The sequence below is a fragment of the Planosporangium thailandense genome, from assembly GCF_011947195.1.
Taxonomy (GTDB): Bacteria; Actinomycetota; Actinomycetes; order Mycobacteriales; family Micromonosporaceae; genus Planosporangium; species Planosporangium thailandense.
The window spans coordinates 25,367-51,624 of sequence record NZ_JAATVY010000037.1 but is presented as its reverse complement, the minus strand read 5'-3'; the positions used below and the strand labels follow the sequence as shown (position 1 = coordinate 51,624).

The window sequence follows — 26,258 nt, the reverse complement described above, 5'->3', positions numbered from 1 at the left end:
TACCCCGACCGGGCCGGCCACCCCGACCGCGTCCCCGACCGCGCCGCCGCCACCGCCACCGGGCGGCGGGGCACTGCCCGCGCACGAGCTGACCGGGTACTGGCAGAACTTCACCAACGGCGCCACCGCCCAGCGCCTGCGGGACGTGTCCGGCGACTACGACCTGATCGCGGTGGCGTTCGCCGACGCCGACCCGAGCGGGCCGGGCAAGGTGACATTCGCGGTCGACTCCGGACTGTCCTCGGCGCTCGGCGGGTACACCGACGCCGACCTCACCGCCGACATCGCGACGCTGCACACGCGCGGCAGAAAGGTCGTCGTCTCCGTCGGCGGCCAGAACGGCACGATCTCGGTGGGCGACGCGACCGCTGCCGGCAACTTCGCTGACAGCGTGTACGGGCTCATGCGCCGGTACGGCTTCGACGGCGTCGACATCGATCTGGAGAACGGCATCAATCCCGACGCCATGAGTGCCGCTCTGCACACCCTGCGCGACAAGGCCGGGGCCGGATTGATCATCACGATGGCGCCGGAGACGGTTTTCATGCAGTCGCCGTCGTCGACGTACCTGTCGCTGGCGCTCAAGATCAGGGGCATCCTGACCGTCGTGCACACCCAGTACTACAACTCCGGCTCGATGAACGGCTGCGACGGGAACGTCTACGCGTCCGGCACGGTCGACTTCATCACGGCGCAGGCCTGCATCGCGATTCAGGCCGGGCTGCGCCCCGACCAGGTGGCGATCGGACTGCCGGCGTCGCCGCGGGCGGCGGGGAGCGGGTACGTCGACCCGTCCGTCGTCAACAGCGCGCTGGACTGCCTGGCCCGCGGCGCGAACTGCGGCCGGTTCCGGCCGAGCACGCCGTGGCCGGGTATCCGGGGCGCGATGACCTGGTCGATCAACTGGGACGCGGCGGCCGGGGGAGCATGGTCGCGAAGCGTGAAGGCGCACCTGGCCACGCTGCCGTAGGCATCAATGGATCTTGGACACCTGGCGGTGCCATAGGCCCGCCAGGTGTCCAAGATCCGCGCCAGGGGCATCAGACTCTGCGGTACCGGGACTGGAAGAGGCAGAAGGCGCCGAAGGCCAGGAAGCCGAGCGCGACCACCGACAGCAGCCACGGACCGAACGGCTGGGCGGCGAGCGCCCGCAGGGCGGCGTCGAGCCCGCGCGAACGGCTCGGGTCGTGGTGGACGGCGGCGAGAATCAGCAGCACGCCCACGATCGCGAACGCCACCCCCTTGGCGGCGTAGCCGACCGCGCCGAGCGTGTGCACCGCGCGTTCGGCCGAGGGGCCCATGCGGGACCGGTCGAGCTTGCGTTCGAACTTGCCGAGCAGCCCGTACACCGCCATCCCGACGCCGAACCCGATCACCGCCAGCCCGACCGCGCCGACCAGCCAGCGGCCGCCGGTCGACGAGATCAGCGTCGCCGTCGCGGACTCCTGCTTCTGCGCGCTCGACGTGCCGGACCCGGCGACGATGCGGAAGGCGGTCCAGGCCAGGGCCGCGTACACGACCGTACGTCCGGCCGACATGAACCGTTCGGCGGCGCGGCGGCGACCCTCCTCATCGGTGTGGCCCACCGCGGCCGCGACCGCCTGCCAGACGGCCAAGGCGGCGAGGCCGACGGCGACGGCGAACAGGAGCACCCGACCCAGCGGGTGGGCGGCGAGGGTACTGAAGGCGCCCGACTGTGAGTCTTCCCGGCCGGACCCACCCCAGGCGATCTGCAGGGCGAGCCAGCCGACGAGGGCGTGCATCACCGCGTACGCGATGAACCCGAATCTGGTGAGGGCCCGCATCGGGCGGCTGCGGACGGCCTGGCGGGCGGTGCCGCCGGCCTGACGGGCGGTGGTGGCGCCCAGATGGCTCGCGGTCATGGTCTTAACATGCGCCGCCGGCACGATTCCCAAACGTATCTATGTCGATCAGTCGACGCTTTCGGTGACCTCACCGTACGGCCCGTTCCACCAGCGCACCCACACGCGTGAGGTCTTGCGGGCACCGAAGAACGACACCATGACCGAGTCGGCGGCGTAGTGGGTCACGTACACCGTGTAGCCCGGCTGGGGCGTGTTTGATATCACCTGCACGGCGTCTTTGGCGGTGAAGAAGCTGACATCCCCGCCGACGGTGTGGAACGTGCGGCGGTAACCGTCGTTGGTGGCCAGCCACGCGCCGATCGACTCGGAGGCCGGGTTGGGGGGAGCCGACCGCGACCCGGCGCCCGTCGTCGGCGGGCCGACCGGCGCACCGGACGCGCCGGACTGCGTCAGCGGCGCGGCCCGTCGCAACTGGGTGGTCGACAGGGAGATGCGGGTCGGCGCGGCCGCGGCCAGCACTGACCGAATGCCTAGCCAGGCAACACTGACGGTAATCGTCGCTGCTACCGACCATGCGAGCAGATACGCAAGCCGACGGTGCACGCATCCATCTTGCCCTACCCGCTACGGTGCTCACCATGGCGACGGTCCTATTGGTCGAGGACGACCACATCATCCGCGCGGCTCTCCTGCGTTCGCTCACCGACCGTGGTCACACGGTGCACGCGGTGGGTACGGCGTTGGATGCCCTGCGGAGAGTGGCGGCCGACACACCCGACCTGATCGTGCTGGATCTGGGCCTTCCCGACCTGGACGGCGCCGACGCGCTGCGCATGCTGCGCGGCATCGCCGACGTGCCGATCATCATCGCGACCGCACGCGACGACGAAGCGGAGATCGTGCGGCTGCTCAAAGCCGGAGCGGACGACTACATGGTCAAGCCGTTCACGAGCGCCCACCTGGACGCCCGGCTCACCTCGGTGTTGCGGCGGGTCGGGCGCGCCAGCCGCGAGGAACCAGCCGTGATCGACGCCGGCGCACTGCGGGTCGACCTCGGGCAGCGACAGGCGTACCTTGACGAGCAGCCGTTGACGTTGACCCGCAAGGAGTTCGACCTGTTGGCGTACCTGGCCGCCCGGCCGGGCCGGGTCGTATCACGGCGAGAGCTGCTGGAGGAAGTATGGCGGCAACCGTCGGTGGGCGAGGACCAGACGATCGACGTCCACCTGTACTGGTTACGCCGCAAGCTGGGAGAGAGCGCGGCGAAGCCGAAGTTCCTGCACACCGTGCGGGGGGTCGGCTTCAAGTTCGTGGTACCGGACTGAGGCGGGCGCTCGCGTACGTCTGCGTGGCCGTCACGTCCATGGTGGCGCTGGCGTTCCTCATCCCGCTCGCTCTGGTCGTGCAACAGCTGGCGCGCGAACGGGCCCTGGCCGACGCCGAGCGGCAGACCACGGTCGTGGTGGCGGTCCTGATGACCACCACCGATCCGGTGGCGGTCGACCGGGCGCTGAGCACCATCGCCGGCGGGCCCACCGCGTCCCGGATCGCCGTGCACGGGCTCGACGGCGGCAGCGTCGGCCAGCGGCACGCCCGTGCCGAGGACATCGCCAACGCCGCGAACCAGTCCAGCGCCACCACGACGGAGGTGCCGGGCGGGCTGTCGTACCTGTTACCGGTCGACATCGGGCAGGGCCGCAACGCGGTGATCGAGGTGTTCATCCCGAACAGTGAGCTGACCCGGCGGGTGCACGTCGCCTGGTACGCCCTTACCGCCGTCGCGCTCGGCCTCGTCGTCGCGTCGGTGTGGGTCGGTGACCGGCTGGCCGCGAAAGTGGTCGGGTCGGCGCGCGGGTTCGCCGCCGCCGCGAGCGCGCTGGGCGACGGCCAGCTTGATGTCCGGGTGGAGCCCAGCGGACCCCGCGAGCTCGCCGAGGCGGCGCTCGCCTTCAACGCCATGGCCGAACGGGTCAAGGGGCTGCTGGCCAACGAGCGGGAACTGGTGGCCGACCTGTCGCACCGGCTGCGCACCCCGCTCACGGCGCTGCGCCTGGACGCCGAGACCCTCGACGACGACCACGCCGCGCAGCGCATCCGGCATGCGATCAGCAACCTCGAGCTCGAGGTCGACGAGATCATCCGGACTGCCCGTAAGCCGAGCCTCGCCGCGACGGAGCCGGGGGAGCAGACCGGCTGCGACGCCAGCGAGGTCGTGCGCGAGCGGATGCGGTTCTGGGCGGCCGTCGCCGGTGACCAGGGGCGTCGCTGCGAGGCGATCGGGGTCGACACCCCGGCGCCGGTACCCGTGCCGCGCGCGGAGCTCGCCGCCGCGCTCGACGCCCTGCTGGGCAACGTCTTCCGCTACACGCCCCAGGGCGTGCCGTTGGAGGTCGCCGTGTCGAGGCGCGACGGGTACGTGGCGATCCGTGTCGAGGACGGCGGCCCGGGCATCGCCGACCCCGACCGGGCACTGCGCCGGGGCGAGACCAACCACGGCTCAACGGGGCTGGGGCTGGACATCGTCAAGCGGGTCGCCTACAACGCCAACGGGGCGGTCAACATCGCCCGCGGCCGGTTGGGCGGGGCCAGCATCGTGGTCCTGCTCGCGGACGCCGAGCGGCCGGCGCAGTCGTCGAGCCGCTTCGGATTCGTCGGGCGGCTGTCGCGGGATCCGGCCGAGCGGCGCCGGCGACGGGCCCAGCGAGGGGCCGACCGCTCCGAAGTTGAAAGGTCGGCAAATCTTTCTTAGGTCTCATTTAATTGGGCGCCGAAGCCATTGTGGGGGCCGGAGAACCCGATAGCGTCTGCGTCGTTCCCACGTGGAAGCGCCGGCCAAACCCCCGCCCCAGTTCCCACACCGGTGGCCGGCGCACCCAGCGGGCGGTGGAGTCGGCCAGGCCCGGCTCGGCTCCGCCGCCCGCACAGCGATCCCGCTCGGGTCTCGCTCGGCTCCGCATGGATCCCCCGCTCCCGCCCGGCTCCGCTTGGATCCCCCGCTCCCGCTCGGCTCCGCCGCCGGTCGTGGTCGGCTCACGACTGCCGGGCCAGTTCGGCGGCGCGGACCATGTCCGCCTCGCTCACCACGCCGACGAGGAGCCCGTCCTGGACGACCAGCACCAGACCGCCCCGCGCCACCGCCGGCGCGATCTCGGCCGCGGGGCGGGAGGCCGGAACCACCGCCGCCAGTTCCGGCCGCGTGGCGAGCTCGGACAGCGGGGTGCTGTCCCGGGCGTCGGCGGGCACCCGCGTGACGTCCACCAGCCGCACCACCCCGGCCGGGCGGCCCTGCCAGTCCCGCAGTGGAAACGCCCGGTGGTGCGCCCGGGAGACGACCGTACGGGTGAAGTCGCCGACGCTCTGGTCCGGGTTGCCGGACACCGGGTACGGGTTCATGATCTGCCGTACCGGCACGTCGCCGAGCAGCGACCGGTACCGGGCGGCGGCCTCCTCCGCGGTCGCGGCCGTCACGAGGAACCAGCCGACGAAGGCGAGCCACAGTCCGCGCAGCTGCCCGCTGACGAGCACCTGGGCCAGCCCCAACGCGACCAGGACGAGGCCGATACCGCGCCCGGTGCGGGCCGCCGCCTGGCTGGCCCGGTCCCGGTCGCCGCGTACCTGCCAGAGGATGGCCCGCAGCACCCGGCCGCCGTCCAACGGCGCACCGGGCAGCAGGTTGAACAGCGCGAGCACCCCATTGATCAATGTCAACCAGACCAGCGCCGCCGTCAGGACCGGCGGCGCGCCGGCGACCGAAGCGACGAGCGCCCCGACGCCCGACAGCGCACCGGCGACGATGCTGGCCAGCGGTCCCGCCCCGGCCACGAGCAGGTCGGCCCGCGCGTGCGGTGCTTCGTCTGCCAGCTCGGCGACGCCGCCGAGCAGCCACAGCGTCACCCGCTGCACCCGGATGCCGAAGTACCGCCCGACCAGCGCGTGGGCGAGTTCGTGGGCCAGCAGCGACAGCAGGAACAGCACCGAGGCACCGGCGGCGACGACCCAGTAGGTCCACAACGCCTGCCCGGGGGCGCTGGACGGCAGCACCACGGTGGCGAGGCCCTGTACGAGCAGGACCATGACGACGAGCACCGACCAGTGCACGCCGACCGGGATGCCGGCCACCCGCCCCAGCCGCAGGGTCTGTGTCATCGTGCGCCTCCAGCTTCGACGGTCCTCCCTCCGAGTGATCCATTCCAGTGCCGATCGTCCCGCCCTATCGTGTGGGCATGAAACTCGCCGATGCCGTCGAGCCGACCGCAGTCTTCGACCCAGCCGAGACCATGTCGGTGGACGAGCGCACCGCGCTGCAGACCCGGCGGCTATGCGAGCTCGTCGATCGCCTGCTCGTGCGGGATGGCCTGCTGGGGCGGCGGCTGCGCGCCGCGGGAGTGGACTCGGGCGCCGGGCTCACCCTCGCGGATCTCCCACGGCTTCCCCTGACGACCAAGGCGGACCTGTGGGAGCACTACCCGCTCGGGCTGCTCGCGGTGCCACCGGAGGAGGTGGCCTGCGTACACGGCTCCTCGGGTACCGGCGGCCGGCCGACGCTGGTGGCGTACACAGCGGGCGACATCGCGCTGTGGGCCCACGTCATGGCCCGCTCGCTGGCCGGGGCCGGGGCGACCCGCGCGTCGGTGATCCACAACGCGTACGGGTACGGGCTGTTCACCGGCGGGCTCGGGGTCCACCACGGGGCCGGTGCCCTCGGCGCGACCGTGGTGCCCGCGTCCGCCGGCATGACCCAGCGCCAGCTGCGGCTCATCCAGGACCTGCGCCCCGACGTGCTCACCTGTACGCCGTCGTACGCCGTCTATCTCGGCGAGGCGTTCGCGGCGGCCGGCGTCGCCCCGGACGAGATCGGCCTACGGGTCGGGGTGCACGGCGCGGAGCCTTGGACGGACGCCATGCGCGCGCAGATCGAGCGGCTGCTGGGCATCCGGGCGCTCGACATCTACGGCCTGTCCGAGATCATCGGCCCGGGGGTGGCGTGCGAGACGCTCGACTCGAACGGGTGGCTGCACGTCCAGGAGGATCATTTCTATGTCGAGACGATCGACCCGCTCACCGGCGAGCCGGTGCCCGACGGCCAGCTGGGGGAGCTGACCTTCACCACGTTCACCAAGGAGGCGCTGCCGCTGCTGCGCTACCGCACCGGCGACCTGGCCCGCCTCGACCGCACCCGCGGCCCCGGCAGGCGCACGACCGTACGCATGAGCAAGCTGACCGGGCGTGCCGACGACATGCTGGTGATCCGCGGTGTGAACGTGTACCCGAGTGAGGTCGAGCAGGTCGTGCTCGCCGACCGGGCGGTCGCCGCGCAGTACCTGCTGGTGGTGGACGCCCGGACCGCGCAGCCGCGGCTGGTGGTCTGCGCCGAGGCCCTCGCGGCGGATGCCGCCGGCTCCGACGCCGTGACCGCTCGGCTGGGCGCGGCGCTGCGGGAGCGGCTCGGGCTGTCCTGCGAGGTCCTGCTCATGCCGCCGGGCCAGCTACCGCGCACCGAGGTCGGCAAGGCGCGCCGCCTGGTTCGCTGGGAGAGCGGTGAGCCGCCGGTGGCGGGATTGCGGTAGTCGTCGGCGGGTAAACACCGCGTCATGAGTGAAAATGAGGTTCCTTCGCTGCAGGTGCCGGAGGCCGGCGACATCCCCGCCGAGGACGCCACGTCACCTCAGGTCGAACATGCGCAGGACAGGGATCAGGCGGAGGGCGACGTGAACCAGGAGGAGGAGCAGCAGGAGCGCAAGCCCTGACCCGTCGCCCGTCCGCGCCGGTCAGCGCTTGTCACCGATGGCTTCGCTGACGTCGTTGGGGGAGTTGAACCGGTCCCGGGGCAGCTCTTCCAAGGTGCGGATGACGTTGTCGTCCGCACCGTTGCTCCGAGCCGTTTGCAGCAGGGTGTTCTTGTCGGCGGGGTAGTCGATGCCCTTCAGGAACTTCTGCAGCTGGATCGGATTCACTGTCATGCCGGCTAGGTACCCACGCGCGCGCCACGCATACCTGCCCACGGTACGGGGTATCAGAACACCTGTTCGACGGATCGGAAGGTGGAGGAATGAGCGACGCGCGCGAGACCCCGCAGTCGGCTATCAAGGACCCGGACGACTGGAAGACCGGCGACGAGCCGATGACCGGAGCGCAGGAGTCCTACCTGGGCACGCTTGCACAGGAAGCCGGCGAGGACGTCCCCGACGATCTGACGAAGGCCGAGGCGTCGAAGAAGATCGACGAGCTACAGGAGAAGACCGGGCGCGGCGCCTGAGACGCCAGAGCGCCGAACCGACCGAGATCCACGTGATCTCATCGTGCCAAGACCTTCGGGATGCCGCGTGTCCAAGGTGTGCGTTTGGCGTGGTAACCAGGAAGACGGCCACCGCGTAACCATCAATGGTCGTGGACCTGATACTCCAGCCGCAGATCGTTATGCGCCCGGGCTTTGGGGCCGGCTACCGGTGGCGGAATCATAGATGGCCTCAGCGCGCTGTCTGGGTAGAGTTGGGCGGTGCCCGAGCTAGAGCAGCTGCATGCTGGCCATGCCCCGGCAGTCCTGGACTTCGAGCTGATGAACCGCGCGTACTTCGCTGCTTCGGTCTCCGACCGCGGCGACGAGTTCTTCGACCAGTTCCCCGACCGGCACAGCGCCTTGTTGGCTGAGCAAGAGGCGGGCATCTGTGCCTTCTACGTGCTCGTCGCTGATGACGGCTCGGTTCTGGGCCGGTTCAACCTGTACGACTTCGATGACGGCACTGCCAAACTCGGCTATCGGGTCGCGCAGCAGGTCGCCGGCCGCGGCGTGGCGACCGCGACCGTCCGGGAGCTGTGCCGGATTGCGGCAGCGCGGCACGGGCTGCGCACACTGCGGGCGGCCACCTCCCATGACAACGCCGCGTCCCAGAAGGTGCTGGCCAAGGCCGGGTTCGTCCCGGTTGGCCCGGCCACCCCGGCCGATCTCGGCGGTAAGTCGGGCACCTGGTACCAGCGCGACCTCCAGCCATAGACCTTGATCTTGCTGGTGGGCCGGGCTGTGGGAAGGCTGCGGCCACCAAGGCTCGGCGGCTGAGCTGACGTCATAGATCACGATGTGCGTCCGCCGTACTCCGTCGCACGCCGCAGCAAGATTTGTCCGGAAATCCTCAGTCCAGGCTCGCCGTAGCCGACCTGCACGGCGGAATCAACTACGGAGAGTGCAGACATCTGTACTGAGGGGAGTGGGCACGTGGCTGGAGCCATGGACGAGCGACGCCTGCCCGTCGTGCCTCACCCCTTGGGCGGCTTCCCGGGCCTTGTCAACTGGATGCACGAGCTCACGGTCAAGGGCCGCAACTGGGAGGCGCTGCGCGCCACCGACATCGTCGAGGCGCTGGCCCGCGCCGTGGACGACTCCCGGGCCCTGGTCTTCGTGACCCAGACCCGGATGTACGCCATGATCGGGCTGGCCCGCCTGCAGGAGGCGCTGGCGGCCGGCGAGTCCCTGCTGCGCCTGCACCGGGCCGCTGGCGCCACCGTCGAGGAGGCGAAGACCCTCTCGGACGTCGCCGAGATCCTTATCCGGATGGGCCGGCTCGACGAGGGGCTCCAACTGGTCGCGCGCGCGACCAGCATTCTGGACGAGACCCCGCGCAGCCACCGGCGGCACCTGTCGGCGATCTCCTCGCTGACCGACGCCGCGCGCGCCGCGGAGCTGTACGAGCTGGCTGACTCGTCGTCGCGGATCCTGATGGAGGGCCAGGAGCCGGGCAGCATCGACCGCGAGGCCAGTGAGCTGCAGCGCGCGGAGCTGCTGCTGGAGTGGGCCATGCGGCTGGAGCACCTCGGCCAGCTCGAGGTGGCGGCCGCCCGGTACCTGCAAAGCGTCCGGCTGATCCAGCCCTGGGTCGACGCGTACCGTCGCTCGGGGCCGACCGCCGACGCGCCGCTCGCCACCGCGGTGCTCGCCACCGTGCTCGCCAAGCTGGGCCGCGTCGACGAAGCCGCCGAGCTGGTCGAGCCCATGGTCGGGTCGATGCGCGACCGCAGCCAGCACCACGAGGCCAGGCTGGTGCACTTCGCGTACGGCCTCGTGCTGCGCGCCCGGGGTGACTACCCGGGTGCCCGGCGGGAGTTCATCGCCGCCGTGGAGCTGTCGACGCACACGGGACAGACGACGCAGCGGCTCATCTTCCAGCACGAGCTGGCCCTGCTCGCGATCGCGCAGTTCCCCGAGACGCGGCACGTGCTGGCGGCGCTTCAGGCGCAGGCCCAGCAGCTGTGGAACCTGCGGCTGGAGCGGCTAGCGATGCTGCGCCAGGCCCGTCGCCGGGTGCAGTTGGAGGCCGAGCGGACCCGCGCGGACGCCGCGGCCCTGCAGGACCCGCTCACCGGTCTGGGCAACCGTCGCTGTTTCGACCAGCAGATGGCCCTCCTCGACCGGGAGGGGCGCCCGGACCAGCTCACGCTGCTCCTCCTTGACGCCGACAACTTCAAACACATCAACGACACGTACTCGCACGCGGCCGGCGACCAGGTGCTGATCCAGATCGCCCGGGCGCTGAAGCAGCACTGCCGGAGCATGGATGTACCGGTCCGCTTCGGCGGCGACGAGTTCGCCGTGTTCATCCGGGGCGATCTGACCACCGCCGCCCGGATCGGCGAACGGATCCGCCACTGGATCGCCACCCAGCCCTGGAACGAGATCGCCCTCGGCATGCGCGTCACGGTGAGCCTGGGTGCCGCCACCTTGCGCGACGGGATGGCAGCCGACCATCTCTTCCACATCGCCGACAAGCAGCTGTACGCGGCGAAGAGCCGCGGCCGCGACCAGTTGGCCGCCTGAGCGCCTCCGCTACCGCAGCACCAGATTGGCGAGCACGGTCAGTACGACCGAGGCGATGACCGAGAAAAGGATCATCAGCAGGCAGCCGAGCCCACCGCCGAGCGGGCGGATCTCCACGTTCCCGAAGCGCACGGACTGTTCGTACCCCGTGCGGCCGGTGCCGACACGCTAGGCGGGCGGGGTCAGCCCAAGGTGGCCGGGCAGGTCGAGCCGGCGGACCTTGCCGGTGGTCGTGCGGGGCAGATCGGCCACCACGTAGTAGTCCTTGGGGCGCCGGGCCGCGGTGAGCCGCTCCCGGGCGTACCGGTCCAGGGACTCGACGGTCGCCGAACCCACCACGGCGGCGGCCAGCCGCTGGCCCCACCGCTCGTCCGGGACGCCGAACACGGCGACCTCCTCGACCCCCGGGCACTCGACGAGCACGAGCTCCACCTCGCGCGGGTACACGTTGACCCCGCCGGTGATGACCAGGTCGTCGCGGCGGCCGTCGAGGTACAGGTACCCGTCGGGGTCCAGCCGCCCGACGTCGCCGACGGTGAACTCGTCGCCGCGCCACGCGGTGGCCGTCTTGGCCGGGTCGTCCCAGTAGCTGAACCGGGCGTACGCCGGCACCCGGCACCAGATGACCCCGTCGCCGTCGACCCGTAGCACCCGGCCCGGCCGGGCCCGCCCGACGCTGCCGGGACGGGCCGCCCATTCGGCGGCCGAGCAGGTGGTGAACTGGCCCTCGGTGGAGCCGTAGAACTCGAACACCGAGGCGGGCGGGAACGCGTCCACGGTACGGCGCTTCAGCGGGTACGGGCAGGGCTCGCCGGCATGCGCCAGCAGCCGGAAGCTGGTGAGCGGCGGCAGCCCCGGCCCGGCGTCCGCCGCGGCGAACAGCCGGCGCAGCTGGGTGGGTACGCAGAACGCGGTGGTCGGCCGGTGCCGCGCGATCACGTCCAGCATGGCCGTGGGCTCGAACCGGCCCGGCAGGATCACCGTCCCGCCGCGCAGGAGGGTGCACATGGCGAATCGCAGCGGCGCCGAGTGGTGCAGCGGGGAGAAGACGAGGTGCCGGTCGTCGGCGTCGAACCCCCACAGCTCGACCTCCTCGTCGAGCAGCGCCCGGGCGGCGTCGGGGTCGAGCACTCCCGACCAGACGCCCTTGCGCCGGCCGGTGGTGCCCGAGGTGTAGTGCATCGGCCGGCCCAGCGGCGCCGGGGCCAGGTCGGCCGGCGGCCCGGCCAGCAGCCGGTCGAGCCCGGCCGGACCCTCGACGGTGAGGGCCGGGCGGCAGTCGGCCAGCAGGGCCGCCCGTTCGGCCGCCGGCAACGCTGGATCGAGCACGACCGGGATGACGCCGCGCCGGAGCGCGCCGAGGACGACCGCGATCAGCCCCGGCGACGGCCCCAGCAGCAGGGCCACCCGGTCACCCGCGCGGAGGCCGGTCGCGGCGAGCGCGCCGGCCACCCGCCGCTGCGCCGCTTCGCTCTCCGCCGCCGTCACGATCGCAACCATCGTCGCACGGTACCCGGCCCCGACACGGGGAACAGAACCGATGGAGCGGGCGTTGACGCCGACACGCACGGAGAGGGGATCGGCGTGGTGGATCTTTATGCGGAGTACGAGCGGGCCGTCCGGTCCTTCGATGCGGGCGACCCGCTCGGCGCGGTGCGGGCGCTCGCCCCGGTCGTGGCGGCCGAGCCGGACAACAGTTCGGTCCGGCTGCTGCTGGCGCGGGCCTACTACCACTCGGCGCAGCTACGGCGCGCTGAGGAGCAGTTGCGCTGGCTGATCGACCGGGACCCGGCCGATCACTACGCGCACTTCGTCCTCGGGCGCACCCTGGAACGGCTCGGCCGGCCGGGCCAGGCGCTGCCACATCTGCGGATGGCGGTCGCGATGCGGCCGCTGGTCGACTACACGGACGCGTTGCGGCGGGTGGAGGCCCGGGCGGTCGGTTCGCGCGGTCCGCGCCGCTGAGAGCGGTCCGCGCCGCTGAGAGTGGTACGGCGGTTTTGCGGGTATCTCAACACGTCCGGTAAGCGTCATGCACCCCACCGGAGGTTGTCATGCGGGTACCAGTCGTGGCGGCCGTCGTGGCCGTCGTGAGCGTGTCCTCAGCCGCTCCCGCCGTGGCAGCGCCGGCGGCCAGTCCGGCGCCCAACGGCGCGGGGTCGGCCACCGGACTCAGTGCGCAGGACCGGGACTTCCTGACGGCGGCCGGACACGGCGCCGCGTTCGAGGTCGCGGGCGGCCGGCTCGCCGCTGACCGGGCCGCCGACCCGCGGATCCGGGTGTTCGGCAACCGGATGGTCCGCGACCACGGTAAGGAACTGCAGCAGTTGCAGGCGCTCGACCGCACGCTCGGGGTCACCGCGCCGAGCGCGCCGGGCCCCGACCAGCAGGCGGTGACGGCCATCTGGTCGAGCCTGCGGGGCGGGCCGTTCGACTGCTCGTACGCGCCGACCATGCAGGCCGACCACGAGGCCGATCTGGCCGCGTACACCATCGCGGCGCAGCACACCACGAACGCGCAGGTGCGCGCGTTCGCCAAGGCTCAGATTCCGATGCTGCACCAGCATCTCCAGTTGGCCACCAGGAACCTCACCGGGCTGCACTGCGCGGCCCCGCCGCGGGCGCCGGGCGCGTCGTCGTGAGCTGACGGCGGTACGGAGGCACCGAACGCGCCGTCAGACCGTCATCGTGACGATGCCGACGAGACCCAACAGCGCGACCAGGCAGACGGCGATCAGGCTGACGTGGTCGGTGCCGATCGTGCCGGACCGGGTGCTGTTGTCGATGTCCATCGTGGTCATGGTGCCCTCCCGGGGGGTGCCGTGCCGGTGTCTCGTGCTGGCGGGCGCCGCCGCACCGGGCGGCGTGCGTCCCGACCGGCGTTTACCCACGGCCGGCGAGGGCGACACGACAACCGCGTGAAATCGCGGTGGGACGCAGGCCACAGCCGTCCGGGGTTTCCGGGCGCGAACAGTGGGGACCGCAGTGCCCACCTAACGTTGGCGCGGGAGGTGGACCTCCTCGGCCGGGCCGTCGGCCGCGAGCTCCCGCAGCCCCGCGGCGGCCAGCGTCTCGGCCGCGACGTCACCGGCCCGACGCGCCGCCTCCGCGGCCCGCGTCAGCAGCGCCTCGGCATCGTCGGCGGCGAGCTGCCGGGCGGCCTCGCTGCCCGCGAGCAGCCAACCTCTGGCCGCGCGCGACCAGTCGCCGACGGCCGCGGCGTGCGCCGCCATCGCCTCGGGGCGGTGGCTGAGCAGATCGGCGGCGCGCGCGTGGTACACGGCCCGGACGGCGGCCGGGGTGGTCGAGCAGAGAAGCTCGCGCGCCAGGTCGTGGGTGAACTCGTACCCGTCGTCCACGGCTGCGAGCAGCCCCGCCGACAGGGCGACCTCGCAGTGCCCGGCGGTCTGCGGCAGCGGCAGGTCCACCAGCCTCGCCAGGGTCGCGGGGTCGACGGTCGTGCCGAGTACCGCCGCCGCGCGCAGGATCTGCCCGGTGTCCTCGCCCACCCGGCGCAGCCGGTCCAGCACGGCGGCCTCCAGCGAATCGGGAACCCGGGTCGCGCCGGTGGCGAGGGCGCGTACCGTCTCGACGACGAACAGCGGGTGGCCGCGGGTACGGTCGCGGATGTCGTCGGCCCGCTCGGCCCAGCCGGCAGCGGTCACCATCCGGGTTACCGCCGTCGGGGCCAGCGGACCCAGATCCAGCCGGGTGGCGACGTCGGAGAGCGCGTCCAGCACGGGATCGCCTGTCGGCGTGCGTACGGTCGCGACGACGAGCAGGCGGCCACCGGCGCCACGGGCGACCTCCCGCAGCAGCCCGACGGTCGCCGAGCCCGCGTGGTGCAGGTCGTCGACCAGCAGCAGCACGGGCTCCCGGTCGGCGAGCGCGCGCAGGAACGCGGTGACCGCCTCCTCGGCGAGGTGTCGGGGCACGGCACGACTGGCGGCGGTGGTGAGCCGCGGGCCCAGCGCCGAGGCGAGCCCCGGTACGAGCGCCGCGAGCGCGGCGGCCCGCTGGCCGGCAAGCCGGCGCAGGACCTCGGGCGGGAGCGTCGCGGCGTGCCGGCCGACGGCCTCCACCACCGGCTGGAGCACCAGCGAGCGTTCCGCTTCGTGGCAGCGCGCCGCGAGGACGGCGCCGCCGGTGTCGCGGGCCAGCCGCGCCACCTCGGCGGCGACGCGGGTCTTGCCGATGCCGGCCGCGCCGGTGATCACGAACAGTCCGGGCCGGCCGCGCGCGCTCGCGCCCCAGGCCGAGCCGAGCCGGAACACCTCCGATTCGCGACCGACGAAGGGAACGAGGGTGGCTGTCGGTGGGGTCGTCACGTCACGGCCCGCCGCCCGGTCGTCACCATGCGCTCCAGCCTAGGGTCGACCGGGCCGGCGGGCCGCCGGACGACGACAGCGGGCGGGGCGAGAGCCACCGTGCGCCGATCCTGGTGGCCCCCGCCCCGCGTCCCGCTCAGGACAGGCTCGGCGCCGTCCAGGCGGGCTGCGGAAGCCGCGGGCCGTGCGTCGTCAGCGGCGCCGCCGCGACGGACGGCGGTACGGACGGCTCGACGCCCGGGCAGTGGGTGCCGCGCCGGGGCGGCTGGCCCGTGACGAGGTAGGCGTCGGTCGCGTCGGTGACGCAGGTGCTGCCCTTGAAGTAGGCACCGTGCCCCCATCCGTCGTACGTGAGCAGCACCGCACCCGTCTGGTGGGCCGCGGCGGTGGCCCACTGGTACGGCGTGGCCGGGTCGTACCGGCTGTTGAGCATCAGGATCGGCGGGGCGTGGTGCACCGTGAGACGGTGCTGCGGGTTGCTGACGCGGGCCGGCCAGCCGAGGCACGACAGGGCCGCCCGCCACCCCAGCGGGGACAGCTTCATGTCCGGCGCCACGAGGGTAAGCGCCTTCCGGTACGCCGAAAGCTCGGCGACGCTGTGGACCGGCAACCGCCAGTCCTGGCAGAAGACCGCGCTGAACGCGTCGGGGACCGGCTGGCCGTGGGCGGCGCGCTCGTTGCGGCTGGGCTGTACGCGCTGCCCGGTGGTGAGCTCGAGCAGGAAGTCGGCCAGGTACTGCCAGCCTGGCTCGTAGAAGTGCTGGTGGGTGATCTGCAGCAGCTCGAACGGGTCGACTTTGAGGTCGGTGCCGGGGAAGGTGAGCGTCCCCCGGTCGGCCCGTGCGTACAGGTCCGCGAAGGCCGCGCGGACGTCCCGGCCGTGCAGCGCGCACGTGCTGGCCCGGGCGCACCACGCCACGAACTGGTCGAAGCTCTCCTGCGCGGCGGTCGCCTCGGTCCGCAGGAACTGCCAGGTGGTCGACGCGCTGTGGTCCATGTCGCTGTCGATGACCATGGTGCGGATGTGCCGCGGGAACAGTTCGGCGTACTGCTGGCCCATCAGCGTGCCGTACGAGACGCCGTAGTAGTTGAGCCGGCGTTCGCCGAGCGCGGCGCGGATGGCGTCCATGTCGCGGGCGACGCTCGCGGTGTCGACGAAGTCGAACAGCGGCCCGGTGAGCTTCCGGCAGCTGTCACCCAGGGCCTTGTTGTGGGCGATGAGCTGCGCGAACTCGGCGTCATCGCGCGGCACCACCGGCACCGTCTGCGCCTCGATGTCCGAGTCGCACAACACCGGGTGGCTGCCGCCCACTCCGCGCGGGTCGAAGCCGACGACGTCGAACCGCCTGTGGATCTCGGCCGAGAGGACCGGGCCGCCCTTGACCCAGTCGACTCCGGAACCGCCGGGGCCGCCCGGGTCGACCAGGATGGAGCCGATCCGGGCGGCCGGGTCGGTGGCCTTCTGCCTGGCCAGGGCGAGGTCGATCGTCGCGCCGTCCGGCCTGGACCAGTCGATGGGCACCCTGACGCTGCCGCAGTCGACGTTGGGCGCGTCTGGGCACGGCTTCCACTCCACTCGCGCGGCCGCTGCGCCGGTCGGCGCGGCGGGCGGCGGCGCGGCGTACGCCGGAGTGGTCACGGCCGTACCGAGCGCCACCATCGCCGTCAGGGCACCGAGCGCGGTGCCGATCCGGGTACTCCCCTGCATACCTGCCTCCCCACCGGACCAGAGAGTGAGAGGTCCGTCGATGGGGGAGGTTGGCAGAAATGTCGGTGCCGCCACAGGCTGGCGGTGGCCGTACCGGCAACGGGTTTTTCCGGTCCCGGCCCGGAGCCGGCCGCCGCCCGTGTCACCGCGTCGACAGGTCCGGACCGGGAGAGACTGTCGGATTTCTGTCTGTCGCGCGTCCTCGCCTTGCGTTCGGCGCACGGCGGCGACAAACCCCAGCTTTCGCGATCTTGGACACTTGGGCCGGCTATAACTGGCGCAAGTGTCCAAGATCGCGGATGGTGGGCCGGCCCGTTCGTCACTCAGTGACAGGTGTGGAGCGGCAGGGTCATCGGCTTGATCGGGGTCGCTGCGAAGTTCAGGTCACCTTCGATGCTCTGCACCTGTGACTCCCGTGCGCTCAGCCCGGGTGTCGTCCGCCCCAGAAACTGCGCTTCCGCGTACTTGAGGACGCTGGTGAAGTCGTAGAACCGGTGGCTGACCTTGTGTTCGGCATAGGGCGAGATGATGAGGAACGGCACCCGGAACCCGAGACCGACACCGTCCAGCTTCATCGGCGGGACGTGATCGTAGAGGCCCCCGTAGTCGTCCCACGTCACGACGATCACGCTGCTGTTCCAGACCGTCGGGTTGTTCATGACCGCGTTGATCCGTTCGGTCACCCAGTTCTCACCCTGGCACGAGGTCGATTGTCCGGGATGCTCGTTCTGGTCATGCGGCGCGGACAGCCAGGAGAACTGAGGCAGGTGATTGTTCCTGACATCGTCGGTGAAGCCGGTCGGGTGCATGTCGATCCCGTTGGGGTGGGCCGTGGTGGACTCCACGTTCACGTCCCGGAACGAGGCCAGCGAGTCGTTGGACTCTCGCATGTTGGGCACGTAGTACTTCCAGGTGCTGCCGGCGTGGGCATTCATCTCGGACGCCAACGTGGCCACCTGGCTGTTGCTCCAGCAGGGCGGAGGCTTGATCGCCCGTCCTGGGAACGAGGGCGGCAGGGACGACGCGGCGGTGAGGGTCTGCACGGTGGCGTTCGGATTCGCGTCGCACCCCCAGATACGCGGCTCACTCCCGTTGAGGACCGGATTGTCGATCACGCTGCTATCTCTGGGATTGGTGCTGACGAACTCCGGGCCTGATCTCGCGGCAACGGTGTAGAGGTGGTTGGGGAAGCTGGGCCCCATGACCGACGAGTACGCGTTGTCGCCCAGAACGAAGCGCTGCGCCAGGGCCCAGTAGTTCGGGATGTCGCTCTTCGTCGCCCGGACGTAGCAGGCGTATGCGGGAGCGCCACACCCGCTCGCCTGGTTGAACTTGTCCATCGCGCCCAGGTCGTAGGCCCGGTGCGCCGAACTCCAGGAGTGGGCGAAGTTGGGCAGCATGTGGGTCGACGTGTCGACGAGGTCGTGAAGCGGCACCGTGCCCTGGGCGCCCGTAGGGCACGGCGTCATCGCCGACGTGCAGGTCCTGCCGGTCGCGGCCCCGTTCGCTCCGGGGAAGGCGCCGAAGTAGGAGTCGAAGGAGCGGTTCTCCTGCACGATGAAGATGATGTGCTGGATCGGTGAGGGACCGCCCGGTGGCGGCTTCGGGTGTGCGGAGCCGGCGCGGGCGTCACCGGTGACGATGGCCATCAGCAGGACGCTGAGGAACGCGCCACCGCGAAACAGGATTCCGGTGAACGATGACCGTTTCACTGCTTCGGCCGTCCTTTCATCTGACCTCCAGGTCGTAGTGGGCGTGCGTGGGCGAGCAGCGGTCGTCCCCACGACCGGCCGCAGTCTGCGGGACGGAGCTGTTACGGCGGGCCCTGCGACGTGGTGTCGGTGTTCCGTCTGCGCCTGAGCCGCCGGAACTGCATGACGATGAGCACGATGACGAGGACGACCATGAGGCAGCAGCAGCCGGCCAGCAGCCCCGACGGGGATTGGCGGGATCGCCGGGCCAGTTCGTCGCCGACCAGGCGGGTGCCCGGGCCGGCCTGCGCCCAGGCTGCCGCGGGCATCAGCCAGCTGGTGACGATCGTGCCGGCGGCCGCTGCGAGCCACCGCCACCATCGCTTGACCGGTTCCATGCCACGATCCCTCCGCCGGCTCGGCAGCGCTGCGAGCGTGCGGGTACGGCGCTACCCTCCGCCGGTCGTCGCTAACCGGGGCGTGCGGAGCCGACGGCTCAGCGGGCGCGTGACAGCGAGACGGCGAACAGCCCGTCGGGGTCGGTCCACCACCGGTACGGCGCGAACCCGGCCGCGTCGAGCTCCCGTTCGAGCCCGTGCCTGCGGAACTTCGCGGACACCTCGGTACGCACCTGCTCGCCGGCGGCGAACTCGACGACGAGGTCCAGGTCCTTGATCGATACCCGCATCGCGTCGCGGGCCCGCAGCCGCATCTCGATCCATTCGTTGGCGGCGTCCCACCGCGCCACGTGGTCGAAGGCCTCCGCGTCGAAGCCGGCGTGCAGCTCCCGGTTGATCACGCGCAGCACGTTGCGATTGAACTCGGCGGTGACACCGGCCGCGTCGTCGTAGGCGGGCAGCAGGAGGCGCTCGTCCTTGACCAGATCGGCGCCGAGCAGCAGCCACTCACCGGGCTCGACGGCGGCGCGCAGGCCGGCGAGGAAGTCGTGGCGCTCGTCCGGCAGCAGGTTGCCGAGGGTTCCGCCCAGGAAGGCGACCAGCCGGGCGCCGCCGTGGGGCGGCAGTCGAAGATGCCGGGTGAAGTCGTCGACGATGCCGTGCACGGCCAGCCCCGGGTACTCCGACCGCAGCGCCGAGACCGCCTCGCCCAGCGCGGTCACGGACACGTCCAGCGGTATGAACGCGCCCAGGGTGCCGTGGCGGCAGAGCGCGTCGAGCAGCAGCCGGGTCTTCTCCGACGACCCGGAGCCCAGCTCCACCAGCGTCTTCGCCTCGGTGAGCAAGGCGATCTCCGGCGCGCGTGCCCGCAGGATCGCCCGCTCGGCCCTGGTGGGGTAGTACTCCGGAAGCCGGGTGATCTCCTCGAACAGCGCGCTGCCACGCGCGTCGTAGAACCACTTGGGTGGCAGCCACTTCGGTGTCGCGGTGAGCCCGGCGCGTACGTCGGATCGCAGGGACCGCGCCAGGTCCCGGTCGGTGAGGTAGATCTCCAGGTCGGGTACGTTCACGGGCTGCCCCATTCGGCGATGTCGACGGTTGCGGTGGTGGCGACGACGAGACGCCCCGGTGGCACCGGCTCCCAGGACGGGTCGTCGTCGAGCGGTTCCGAGCTGACCAGTACGAGCCCGTCGGCGCGGCGCACCGACAGGGCGTGGCCGGCGGTGGTGGCGACGATCTGCGTCCCGTCGGTGAGCAGCAGGTTCAGCCGCGAACCCGGCGCCGCGTCGGCGACCTCGGTGACGGTTTCGGCGACGGCGCGCGCCGGGGTCGCGCCGGCCCGCAGCCGGGCGCGCACCAGGGCCCACAGCAGGGCGGCGTCGGTGGGTGCATCGAGGGTGAGCAGGTCGACGGTGGGCAGCTGGGACGCGACCTTGGCCACCGAGTCCGGCCAGCCTGCGATCGCGCCGTTGTGGCTGAACAGCCAGGGCCCGTCGGTGAAGGGCGCGACCGCGGTCTCCACGATGGGCATCCCGACCGTCGCGCTGCGGACCGCCGCCAGGACGCCGCGCGACATCACCGCGGCGGCCAGCGCCGGCAGGCCGGCGTCTGCCCACATCGGACGGTCGCACCGGTACCGCAGCGCGGTCCGGCCGTCGCCGGGGTACCAGCCGACCCCGTACCCGTCGGCGTTGATCGTGCCGCCGCCGCGCATGTCGGCCGGCGCCCATGACTGGTGCAGCAGCGAGTGTGGCGGCTCGGTCAGCAGCCGGGCCAGCGGGACCGGTGGCCCCAGGTAGGCCAGGTGACGGCACATCAGCCGGGCTCCGCGGGGGTCGCGTCGCGGGCGCAGCGGAAACCGGCGAAGATCTGCCGGCGGATCGGGAAGTCCCAGTTGCGGAAGGTGCCGCGACAGGCCGTCGCGTCGGTGCCGAACGAGCCACCGCGCAGCACCTTGTAGCGCGGCCCGAAGAACACCTGCGAGTACTCGCGGTACGGGAACGCCGCGAAGCCGGGGTAGCCGGTGAAGTCGGACGCGGTCCACTCCCACACGTCCCCGATGAGCTGGTACACGCCGGCCGGCGAGGCGCCGAGAGGGTACGCGCCCGCGGGCGCCGGTGCGAGGTGGCGCTGGCCGAGGTTGGCGTGGTGCGGCAGCGGTGACCCGTCGCCCCAGGGGTAGCGTCGTGTTCGCCCGGTCGCCGGGTCGTACCGGGCGGCCTTCTCCCACTCCGCCTCGGTGGGCAGGCGCTTACCGGCCCACGCGGCGTACGCCTGCGCCTCGTGGAAGCACACGTGCACGACCGGCTCGCCCGGGTCGACCGGCTCGGTACGGCCGAAGCGGGTGTAGGCCCACCCGTCGCCGTCGCGCCGCCAGTGCATGGGCGCCACCAGGCCGGCTTCGACCCGGTGCCGCCAGCCGGCTTCGCTCCACCACCGCGGCTGGTCGTACCCGCCGTCGGCGATGAACGCCGCGTACTCGCCGTTGGTCACGCACCCGGCGTCGATGAAGAACGCCGGCACGTCGACGGCGTGCGCCGGCCGCTCGTTGTCCAGCGCCCAGGGCTCCGTGGACGTGCCCATGGTGAACGGGCCGGCCGGGATCAGCACCTCACCGGACACGCCGACGGTGGCGCGCGGCGGGGGAAGCGCGTGCAGGACGGCCGGCCCGAGTCGAAGCTGGTGTGTCGCCAGCATCGTCTCGTCGTGCTGCTGCTCGTGCTGGACGATCATGCCGAACGCGAAGCCGTCCGCGGTCAGCCGGCGACCGGAGAACGGCACCCCGTCCAGCAGGTCCAGCACCTTGTCGCGGACCGTCCGCACGTACCCGCGCGCCTCCGCGGGTGACAGCAGCGGCAGTTGCGGCCGGTCGCGGCGGGGATGCTTGAACGCGTCGTACAGCTCGTCGATGTCGCGCCGTACCGGCTCGCGCCCGCCGACGTCGCGTACCAGCCACAGCTCCTCCTGGTTGCCGACGTGCGCGAGGTCCCACACCAGTGGCGACATCAGCGGGGAGTGCTGGCGCACCAGGTCGGCGTCGTCCACGGCGTCGGTGAGCAGCGCGGTACGCGCCCGGGTGCGCTCCAGTTCGGCCGCGAGGTGCGCGCGCAGCCGCCCGGTCATCTGATCGATCACGGTCCCGCCTTTCCGTTGAGACGTCGTTCGACCACGCCGATCACCGCGTCCCGCTCGGCTGACGGCAGCCCCGTCCGTCCGAGCGCCCGCGCCGCGACCTCGAGCAGCCCCGTCGCGGCGCGCGCGAGTGCGGGGTCGGTCAGGCCCAGCCGGGCCGCGTCCCGCCAGCGGCCCTCCATCGGCTCGCAGACGGCCCGCGCGGCGTCGAGATCGGTGTCGTCGCCGAGCAGCGCGGTCACGACCGCGACCGGCGCGAACCATTCGCCGCCGGGCTGGGCGTCCAGGAACCGCAGCTCCAGGTATCCGCGCGGGCGTACCGGCGGAAACAGGGTGCTCAGGTGGTAGGCGAGATCGTCGGTGGTCGGGGGCGGGGTGAGCGCGCCCGCGATCCAGTCGGCGAAGGTGACCCCCGGCGGAGCATCCCAGCAACCGCCGGGGCGGCGCACGCACAGCAGGGGAGCGGTGAGGGCGTACCGGGCCCAGGCGAGCCCCGGGTCGCCCGCGGTCCCGACCGGGCCTGTGCGGCGGTGATCCATGCCCAGCCAGGCCGCCATCCGGGCCGACGCCCAACCGCTGTCGCGGCCGGCGTGCCGGCGGGCGGTCGCGAACGTCGCGAGCAGGACCGGGCCGAGTGCGTGGATGGCGGCCCACCGGTCGGCGATCCGGTGCGGCTCGCCCGCGTCCACACAGATCTGCAGGCCGGCCGTACTGCACATCATGGTGTGGCCGTGCGGTCCGTGGGCGTCGAAGGCCCGCTGCATCGCCGCGTACCGGGGGGTGTCGATCAGGCGGCACGGGCGTCGGTGCGGGTCGATGCCGGAATCGCCAAGGTGCAGGTCAACGGCTGCCAGGAGCCGGGCGAGCCGGTCTCTGTCGCCGTCGACGGCGTGGCGCAGCGCGGTGAGCGCGGCCGCGGGCGCCGACGAGATCTCTACCTGGCCACCCGGCTCCAGCGTGACGAGCCCGCCACCGGGCAGCGGCTGGTGCGGACCGTCGGGGGCCAGGGTGGGCGGCGCGTGGGGGCCGAGCGCCCGGCGCAGCAGGGCCGGGTCGAGCGGAGCGCCCGGCGCGTGCCTGTCATGGACTGTCCATTCGAGTTCGACGCCGACGAGCGCGGGAGGTCCGGTCTTGAAGCAGATCGAGGCGATGTAGCCCTCGGCCTCGCACACCTCGTGCAGGATGCCGGCCTCGGTATCGCGCCGCTTCGCAAGGTCCGCCATAGGCTCCCCGGCCGCCGTGGATCGTTCTTTGTGCGACGCTACCCACGGCGCGCCGACAAGCACAGCGGATCTGGCCCGAATCCGGGTGGTTCGGCTGCCCGTATGTGCAAGGGGTGCAGTCATGACACTTCAGTCATGTTCCTGGTCACCTCGGGCCAGTACCAGCCACAATGACCGGATGAGCAGGGCGATGAGGTACACCGTGGGGGTGCTGACGGCGCTGGCCGCGATGCTGGTCGTCGCCGCACCCGCTGGCGCCCACGCTCCGGCTCAGCAACAGCCGGACGCACCCTACTACCGGACCGAGATCACCGGCGGGGTCACGCCGGCGGTCGCCGGGGTGACGGCGAGCGTCGATCCGGGCGGGGAGTGGATCGAGCTGTCGAACGCGGGCCCCGCCACGGTCGTGGTGCTCGGCTACGGCGGCGAGCCTTACCTGCGGTTGACGCCCACCAGCGCGGAAGAGAACGAGCTGTCGCAGACCACGTACGTCAACCAGACGCTGTTCTCCGCGAGCGTGCCGACCGCGCAGGCCCAGCCCGACAGCAGTGTCGCGCCGGCGTGGAAGCGGATCGGCGCCACCGGCAAGGTCCGTTGGCACGACCACCGCATCCACTGGATGGGCGCGACGCGGCCACCCGCGGTCGCGGCCGACCCCACGCACCCGCACCTGGTCGGCAACTGGACGGTGCACGCCATCGCGGACGGGACCCCGTTCGAGATCAACGGATCGCTGAAGTGGATCGGCAAGACCGCGACCGCGACCGGGAAGTCGTCGCCGGTGCAGGCCTGGCTGCTGACCCTGCTCGTCGGCGCCGTGGTCGTCGTCGGCATGCTCATCATCGCGCTGGTCCGTACCCGCCGCCGGCTGGCGCACGGCGCGGGCGCCCCGGCCGCCGGTGCCGGGTCGGACGCTGCGGAGATGGCCACGGCGGGGCGGTCCTCGGGTACCGGCCTCGGGTAGCTGAGCCGGCTCGTGGCTCCGGGTCGTCGGGCCCGGGGACCTACTACTGCACCACGACCGTGGCCGACGAGGTCGGGTTTGCCGTGGCGGGCGGGCCGGCGGGCGCCGACGGGCTGCTGCCGCCGGCCGGGACCGACAGCGTGACGGTGGTGCCCCGGCCGAGCTCGGTGTCGACGCGGACCTCGCCGCCGAGCGCCTGTACGACCGAGCGGACGATCGCCAGACCCAGTCCGGTGCCGGTGGCGGTGCGTCCCCGGGGAGTCCAGGTGTCCAGCGCGGCCGCCGTTTCGGGTGTCATGCCAGCGCCGGTGTCGATCACCTGGATCTGCCATCCCGCCGCGTCCGCGCGGCCGATCAGCTCGATCCGGTCGCCGGGTGCGGTGAACTTGACCGCGTTCTCGACCAGGCAGTCCAGGGCGGCCTCCAGCCGCTCGGAGTTCACCACGCCGGTGCCGATGTCGGAGCGCACGTACCAGATCCGGTTCGCGGTGGGCTCCCAGCGCCGGGCGATCCGGAGCAGCTCCAGGTCCAGGTCGCACGCGCGCAGCGGATAGGGCTCCTCCATCTGCATGAGGGTGACCAGTCGCTGCGTGATCCGGGCCAGCTTGTCCAGCTCGTCGAGGACCACGTCGGTGTCCTCGAGGACGTCCGCGTCGTTGTGGGCGGCGCGCACCAGTTCGGTGTAGCCACGGGCGACGGTGATCGGGGTGCGCAGCTCGTGCGAGGCGAGCCGGACGAACAGCTGCTGCACCTCCAGGCGCCGCCGCTCCGCCTCCGCCAGCCGCTTCACCTCGGCGACGGCGACGTTGCGCCGGTTGACGTGCCACACCATGACCCCGAAGATGCTCGCCATCAGCGGCACCTCGGCGGTCTCCTCCCAGCCGATCTGGCGATCCGCCGCGTGGTGGCACAGGATGTAGCCGGTGACCGCCGTGACCGCGACCAGCGCGGTGATCATGCCGCTCGCCTTCCAGCGGGTGAAGCCGTAGACGAGCGCCAGGCCGATCCAGATGAAGTGGAACGGGATCGTCTCCTGCCCGGGCAGCAGGTACATGAGCGCCGACCACCCGGCCGCGGCGGCCACCCAGCCGCCGACCAGCAGCCGGTTAGTCGACGGTGAAGCGGTAGCCCACATTGCGTACGGTCTCGATCCGGTCCGGCCGGTCCAGCTTCTGGCGTAGCCGGCGCACACAGACGTCGACGACGTTGCTTCCCGGGTCGAAGGTGAGGCCCCACACGTCGGAGAGCAGCTCGCCGCGGCTGCAGGCCTGGCCGGCGCGCCGCATGACGTGCTGCAGGAGCAGGAACTCGCGGAATGTCAGTTCGACGTGCCTGCCGTCCACTTCGGCCCGGCGCAGTCTCAGGTCGAGCAGGACCGGTCCGGCGCGCAGCCACCGGGTGGCCGCGCCCGGTGCGGGTACCCGCAGCCGCGCCCGTACCCGTGCGAGCAGTTCGGCGACGGCGAACGGCTTGCCGAGGAAGTCGGCCGCGCCCGATTCCAGCACGGCGACCCGGGTGCCGATCTCGGGGACCGCCGACAGGACGAGCACCCGCTGCTCGGGTCGAACCTCGACCAGGCGCTCGAGCACCTGGGTGCCCGCCATGTCGGGGAGCATGAGGTCGAGCACGACGAGGTCGAAATCTCCGGCGAGGGCCTCGTTGAGCCCGTCTCCGCCGCGCGCGGCCCGTTCCACACCGTGCCCGTCGTCCTGGAGCGCGCGGGAGACAAGCCGGGCGATCCGGTCGTCGTCCTCGATGACAAGCACCCGGCTCAAGCCTCTGCCTCCCCAAGCGATTCCGCGGGCCGCACATGACAGGCCCGGCGCGTACCGGTGTCGATGCCCTATTGGATCCGGAGCGTGGGATCGACCGCCAGGGTCGATGGCCGCCGCTGTACGTAGGGTGTGGTTTGCCCGAAACATCCAACGACAAGGGTGAGTCTTCGATCACCGGTCAGCCGACCCGCATCCCGCGAACGGATGGGCCGGGTCCCCCGGGGGCCCGACACCATAGCTCATGCGGATGAGCCGATGGATGACATCGACAATGACAGCCGCATGACAAGTCCGTCATGAATCTCAGCAACCTCCCAGCCAACCCAAAGGATGCCTTCCTGATGCCTGCCCACCCGGGCCGGCTAGTGGAGACCCGAGGGGGTTTACCGGATGTTGCGTCGCCTCTC

The 26,258-nt window shown here is 72.0% G+C and carries 28 protein-coding genes; 11 read left to right on the top strand and 17 right to left on the bottom strand.

Going from position 1 to position 26,258, the window contains the following annotated elements; translation table 11 throughout:
- Window positions 1-970: chitinase (locus HC031_RS29570; RefSeq protein ID WP_167928733.1), on the top strand; the 970-nt coding region annotated here is incomplete at its 5' end.
- Window positions 971-1,040: 70 nt separating this feature from the next.
- On the opposite strand, the gene HC031_RS29565 is transcribed toward HC031_RS29570, so the two are convergent.
- Window positions 1,041-1,883 (bottom strand): DUF1206 domain-containing protein, encoded by an 843-nt coding sequence (locus HC031_RS29565; RefSeq protein ID WP_167928732.1) that lies wholly within the window; start codon window positions 1,881-1,883, stop codon window positions 1,041-1,043.
- Between the two features lie 48 nt (window positions 1,884-1,931).
- A complete protein-coding gene (locus tag HC031_RS29560) occupies window positions 1,932-2,345 on the bottom strand; it encodes a hypothetical protein (RefSeq protein ID WP_167928731.1) in 414 nt (137 codons plus the stop codon).
- Window positions 2,346-2,464: 119 nt separating this feature from the next.
- On the opposite strand from HC031_RS29560, the gene HC031_RS29555 reads away from it, so the two are divergent.
- Complete coding sequence (locus tag HC031_RS29555; protein ID WP_167928730.1) at window positions 2,465-3,151, top strand: response regulator transcription factor; 687 nt, start codon at window positions 2,465-2,467, stop codon at window positions 3,149-3,151.
- A 38-nt stretch (window positions 3,152-3,189) separates the two neighbouring features.
- Complete coding sequence (locus HC031_RS29550) at window positions 3,190-4,575, top strand: sensor histidine kinase (RefSeq protein WP_167928740.1); 1,386 nt, start codon at window positions 3,190-3,192, stop codon at window positions 4,573-4,575.
- A gap of 281 nt (window positions 4,576-4,856) precedes the next feature.
- On the opposite strand, the gene HC031_RS29545 is transcribed toward HC031_RS29550, so the two are convergent.
- Window positions 4,857-5,972 carry a site-2 protease family protein gene (locus HC031_RS29545; RefSeq protein WP_167928729.1) on the bottom strand — a complete coding sequence of 372 codons (1,116 nt, stop codon included), beginning with the start codon at window positions 5,970-5,972 and terminating at the stop codon, window positions 4,857-4,859.
- Between the two features lie 77 nt (window positions 5,973-6,049).
- Between HC031_RS29545 and HC031_RS29540 the strand changes: the two genes are divergently transcribed.
- Both HC031_RS29540 and HC031_RS29535 read left to right on the top strand, forming a co-directional pair.
- Entirely contained in the window at window positions 6,050-7,393 is a 1,344-nt protein-coding gene (locus HC031_RS29540) for a phenylacetate--CoA ligase family protein (protein WP_205863406.1), read from the top strand.
- Between the two features lie 24 nt (window positions 7,394-7,417).
- Window positions 7,418-7,573, top strand: a complete 156-nt coding sequence (locus HC031_RS29535; RefSeq protein ID WP_167928728.1) for a hypothetical protein — start codon at window positions 7,418-7,420, stop codon at window positions 7,571-7,573.
- Window positions 7,574-7,594: 21 nt separating this feature from the next.
- Here the strand turns inward: HC031_RS29535 and HC031_RS29530 are convergent, their stop codons facing one another.
- Window positions 7,595-7,786, bottom strand: coding sequence for a DUF2795 domain-containing protein (locus HC031_RS29530; RefSeq protein ID WP_167928727.1), 192 nt, complete (start codon window positions 7,784-7,786; stop codon window positions 7,595-7,597).
- Between the two features lie 89 nt (window positions 7,787-7,875).
- Between HC031_RS29530 and HC031_RS29525 the strand changes: the two genes are divergently transcribed.
- The 3 genes from HC031_RS29525 to HC031_RS34615 all read left to right on the top strand — a co-directional run bounded on the left by HC031_RS29525 (window position 7,876) and on the right by HC031_RS34615 (window position 10,632).
- A complete protein-coding gene (locus HC031_RS29525; RefSeq protein WP_167928726.1) occupies window positions 7,876-8,082 on the top strand; it encodes a DUF3072 domain-containing protein in 207 nt (68 codons plus the stop codon).
- Between the two features lie 240 nt (window positions 8,083-8,322).
- Window positions 8,323-8,817 (top strand): GNAT family N-acetyltransferase, encoded by a 495-nt coding sequence (locus HC031_RS29520; protein WP_167928725.1) that lies wholly within the window; start codon window positions 8,323-8,325, stop codon window positions 8,815-8,817.
- 219 nt (window positions 8,818-9,036) lie between these two features.
- Window positions 9,037-10,632, top strand: a complete 1,596-nt coding sequence (locus HC031_RS34615; RefSeq protein WP_167928724.1) for a diguanylate cyclase — start codon at window positions 9,037-9,039, stop codon at window positions 10,630-10,632.
- A gap of 9 nt (window positions 10,633-10,641) precedes the next feature.
- Here the strand turns inward: HC031_RS34615 and HC031_RS34155 are convergent, their stop codons facing one another.
- Together HC031_RS34155 and HC031_RS29510 are read right to left on the bottom strand one after the other, a co-directional pair.
- Window positions 10,642-10,764: a hypothetical protein gene (locus HC031_RS34155; RefSeq protein ID WP_277349845.1), complete on the bottom strand. Its 123-nt coding sequence runs from the start codon at window positions 10,762-10,764 to the stop codon at window positions 10,642-10,644.
- A 36-nt stretch (window positions 10,765-10,800) separates the two neighbouring features.
- Window positions 10,801-12,132, bottom strand: a complete 1,332-nt coding sequence (locus tag HC031_RS29510) for a class I adenylate-forming enzyme family protein (RefSeq protein WP_167928723.1) — start codon at window positions 12,130-12,132, stop codon at window positions 10,801-10,803.
- An 87-nt stretch (window positions 12,133-12,219) separates the two neighbouring features.
- Between HC031_RS29510 and HC031_RS29505 the strand changes: the two genes are divergently transcribed.
- Window positions 12,220-12,597, top strand: a complete 378-nt coding sequence (locus HC031_RS29505) for a tetratricopeptide repeat protein (RefSeq protein ID WP_167928722.1) — start codon at window positions 12,220-12,222, stop codon at window positions 12,595-12,597.
- 89 nt (window positions 12,598-12,686) lie between these two features.
- Window positions 12,687-13,274, top strand: coding sequence for a DUF4142 domain-containing protein (locus tag HC031_RS29500; RefSeq protein ID WP_167928721.1), 588 nt, complete (start codon window positions 12,687-12,689; stop codon window positions 13,272-13,274).
- Between the two features lie 33 nt (window positions 13,275-13,307).
- Here HC031_RS29500 and HC031_RS34150 read toward each other — a convergent pair whose 3' ends face one another.
- From HC031_RS34150 to egtA, 9 genes are all read right to left on the bottom strand, one after another.
- Window positions 13,308-13,433, bottom strand: a complete 126-nt coding sequence (locus HC031_RS34150) for a hypothetical protein (RefSeq protein ID WP_277349844.1) — start codon at window positions 13,431-13,433, stop codon at window positions 13,308-13,310.
- A gap of 192 nt (window positions 13,434-13,625) precedes the next feature.
- A complete protein-coding gene (locus HC031_RS29495; RefSeq protein WP_167928720.1) occupies window positions 13,626-14,960 on the bottom strand; it encodes an AAA family ATPase in 1,335 nt (444 codons plus the stop codon).
- Window positions 14,961-15,096: 136 nt separating this feature from the next.
- Window positions 15,097-16,668: an alpha/beta hydrolase gene (locus HC031_RS29490; RefSeq protein WP_167928719.1), complete on the bottom strand. Its 1,572-nt coding sequence runs from the start codon at window positions 16,666-16,668 to the stop codon at window positions 15,097-15,099.
- A gap of 323 nt (window positions 16,669-16,991) precedes the next feature.
- The gene (locus HC031_RS29485) at window positions 16,992-18,380 is read right to left on the bottom strand and encodes an alkaline phosphatase family protein (RefSeq protein ID WP_167928718.1); all 1,389 of its coding nucleotides are present in this window, start codon (window positions 18,378-18,380) and stop codon (window positions 16,992-16,994) included.
- Window positions 18,381-18,481: 101 nt separating this feature from the next.
- Window positions 18,482-18,757, bottom strand: a complete 276-nt coding sequence (locus HC031_RS29480) for a hypothetical protein (RefSeq protein ID WP_167928717.1) — start codon at window positions 18,755-18,757, stop codon at window positions 18,482-18,484.
- A gap of 98 nt (window positions 18,758-18,855) precedes the next feature.
- Window positions 18,856-19,827, bottom strand: coding sequence for an L-histidine N(alpha)-methyltransferase (gene egtD / locus HC031_RS29475; RefSeq protein ID WP_167928716.1), 972 nt, complete (start codon window positions 19,825-19,827; stop codon window positions 18,856-18,858).
- On the bottom strand, window positions 19,824-20,573 hold the full coding sequence (egtC, locus tag HC031_RS29470; RefSeq protein WP_167928715.1) for an ergothioneine biosynthesis protein EgtC: 750 nt from the start codon (window positions 20,571-20,573) through the stop codon (window positions 19,824-19,826). The genes egtD and egtC overlap by 4 nt, the downstream gene beginning before the upstream one ends.
- Window positions 20,573-21,880, bottom strand: a complete 1,308-nt coding sequence (gene egtB / locus HC031_RS29465; RefSeq protein WP_167928738.1) for an ergothioneine biosynthesis protein EgtB — start codon at window positions 21,878-21,880, stop codon at window positions 20,573-20,575. Before egtB ends, egtC begins: the two co-directional genes overlap by 1 nt.
- 8 nt (window positions 21,881-21,888) lie before the next feature.
- On the bottom strand, window positions 21,889-23,112 hold the full coding sequence (gene egtA / locus HC031_RS29460; protein ID WP_167928714.1) for an ergothioneine biosynthesis glutamate--cysteine ligase EgtA: 1,224 nt from the start codon (window positions 23,110-23,112) through the stop codon (window positions 21,889-21,891).
- A gap of 178 nt (window positions 23,113-23,290) precedes the next feature.
- Here egtA and HC031_RS29455 point away from each other — a divergent pair, with 178 nt between their 5' ends.
- Window positions 23,291-24,076 (top strand): hypothetical protein, encoded by a 786-nt coding sequence (locus HC031_RS29455; RefSeq protein WP_167928713.1) that lies wholly within the window; start codon window positions 23,291-23,293, stop codon window positions 24,074-24,076.
- Between the two features lie 43 nt (window positions 24,077-24,119).
- Here HC031_RS29455 and HC031_RS29450 read toward each other — a convergent pair whose 3' ends face one another.
- A complete protein-coding gene (locus tag HC031_RS29450; protein ID WP_167928712.1) occupies window positions 24,120-25,211 on the bottom strand; it encodes a sensor histidine kinase in 1,092 nt (363 codons plus the stop codon).
- Window positions 25,183-25,842: a response regulator transcription factor gene (locus HC031_RS29445; protein ID WP_338090893.1), complete on the bottom strand. Its 660-nt coding sequence runs from the start codon at window positions 25,840-25,842 to the stop codon at window positions 25,183-25,185. Before HC031_RS29445 ends, HC031_RS29450 begins: the two co-directional genes overlap by 29 nt.
- Window positions 25,843-26,258 lie beyond the last annotated feature (416 nt).

Bases quoted from the DNA above. Each gene is read 5' to 3' on its own strand.
- HC031_RS29530 (WP_167928727.1), bottom strand. From the start codon at position 7,786: ATGACAGTGAATCCGATCCAGCTGCAGAAGTTCCTGAAGGGCATCGAC.
- HC031_RS29555 (WP_167928730.1), top strand. From the start codon at position 2,465: ATGGCGACGGTCCTATTGGTCGAGGACGACCACATCATCCGCGCGGCT.
- egtB (WP_167928738.1), bottom strand. From the start codon at position 21,880: ATGACCGGGCGGCTGCGCGCGCACCTCGCGGCCGAACTGGAGCGCACC.
- HC031_RS29480 (WP_167928717.1), bottom strand. From the start codon at position 18,757: ATGGAACCGGTCAAGCGATGGTGGCGGTGGCTCGCAGCGGCCGCCGGC.
- HC031_RS29510 (WP_167928723.1), bottom strand. From the start codon at position 12,132: ATGGTTGCGATCGTGACGGCGGCGGAGAGCGAAGCGGCGCAGCGGCGG.
- HC031_RS29535 (WP_167928728.1), top strand. From the start codon at position 7,418: ATGAGTGAAAATGAGGTTCCTTCGCTGCAGGTGCCGGAGGCCGGCGAC.
- HC031_RS29550 (WP_167928740.1), top strand. From the start codon at position 3,190: ATGGTGGCGCTGGCGTTCCTCATCCCGCTCGCTCTGGTCGTGCAACAG.
- HC031_RS29455 (WP_167928713.1), top strand. From the start codon at position 23,291: ATGAGCAGGGCGATGAGGTACACCGTGGGGGTGCTGACGGCGCTGGCC.
- HC031_RS29545 (WP_167928729.1), bottom strand. From the start codon at position 5,972: ATGACACAGACCCTGCGGCTGGGGCGGGTGGCCGGCATCCCGGTCGGC.
- HC031_RS29540 (WP_205863406.1), top strand. From the start codon at position 6,050: ATGAAACTCGCCGATGCCGTCGAGCCGACCGCAGTCTTCGACCCAGCC.
- HC031_RS29490 (WP_167928719.1), bottom strand. From the start codon at position 16,668: ATGCAGGGGAGTACCCGGATCGGCACCGCGCTCGGTGCCCTGACGGCG.
- HC031_RS29500 (WP_167928721.1), top strand. From the start codon at position 12,687: ATGCGGGTACCAGTCGTGGCGGCCGTCGTGGCCGTCGTGAGCGTGTCC.
- HC031_RS29525 (WP_167928726.1), top strand. From the start codon at position 7,876: ATGAGCGACGCGCGCGAGACCCCGCAGTCGGCTATCAAGGACCCGGAC.
- egtA (WP_167928714.1), bottom strand. From the start codon at position 23,112: ATGGCGGACCTTGCGAAGCGGCGCGATACCGAGGCCGGCATCCTGCAC.
- HC031_RS34150 (WP_277349844.1), bottom strand. From the start codon at position 13,433: ATGACCACGATGGACATCGACAACAGCACCCGGTCCGGCACGATCGGC.
- egtC (WP_167928715.1), bottom strand. From the start codon at position 20,573: ATGTGCCGTCACCTGGCCTACCTGGGGCCACCGGTCCCGCTGGCCCGG.
- HC031_RS29450 (WP_167928712.1), bottom strand. From the start codon at position 25,211: ATGTGGGCTACCGCTTCACCGTCGACTAACCGGCTGCTGGTCGGCGGC.
- HC031_RS29565 (WP_167928732.1), bottom strand. From the start codon at position 1,883: ATGACCGCGAGCCATCTGGGCGCCACCACCGCCCGTCAGGCCGGCGGC.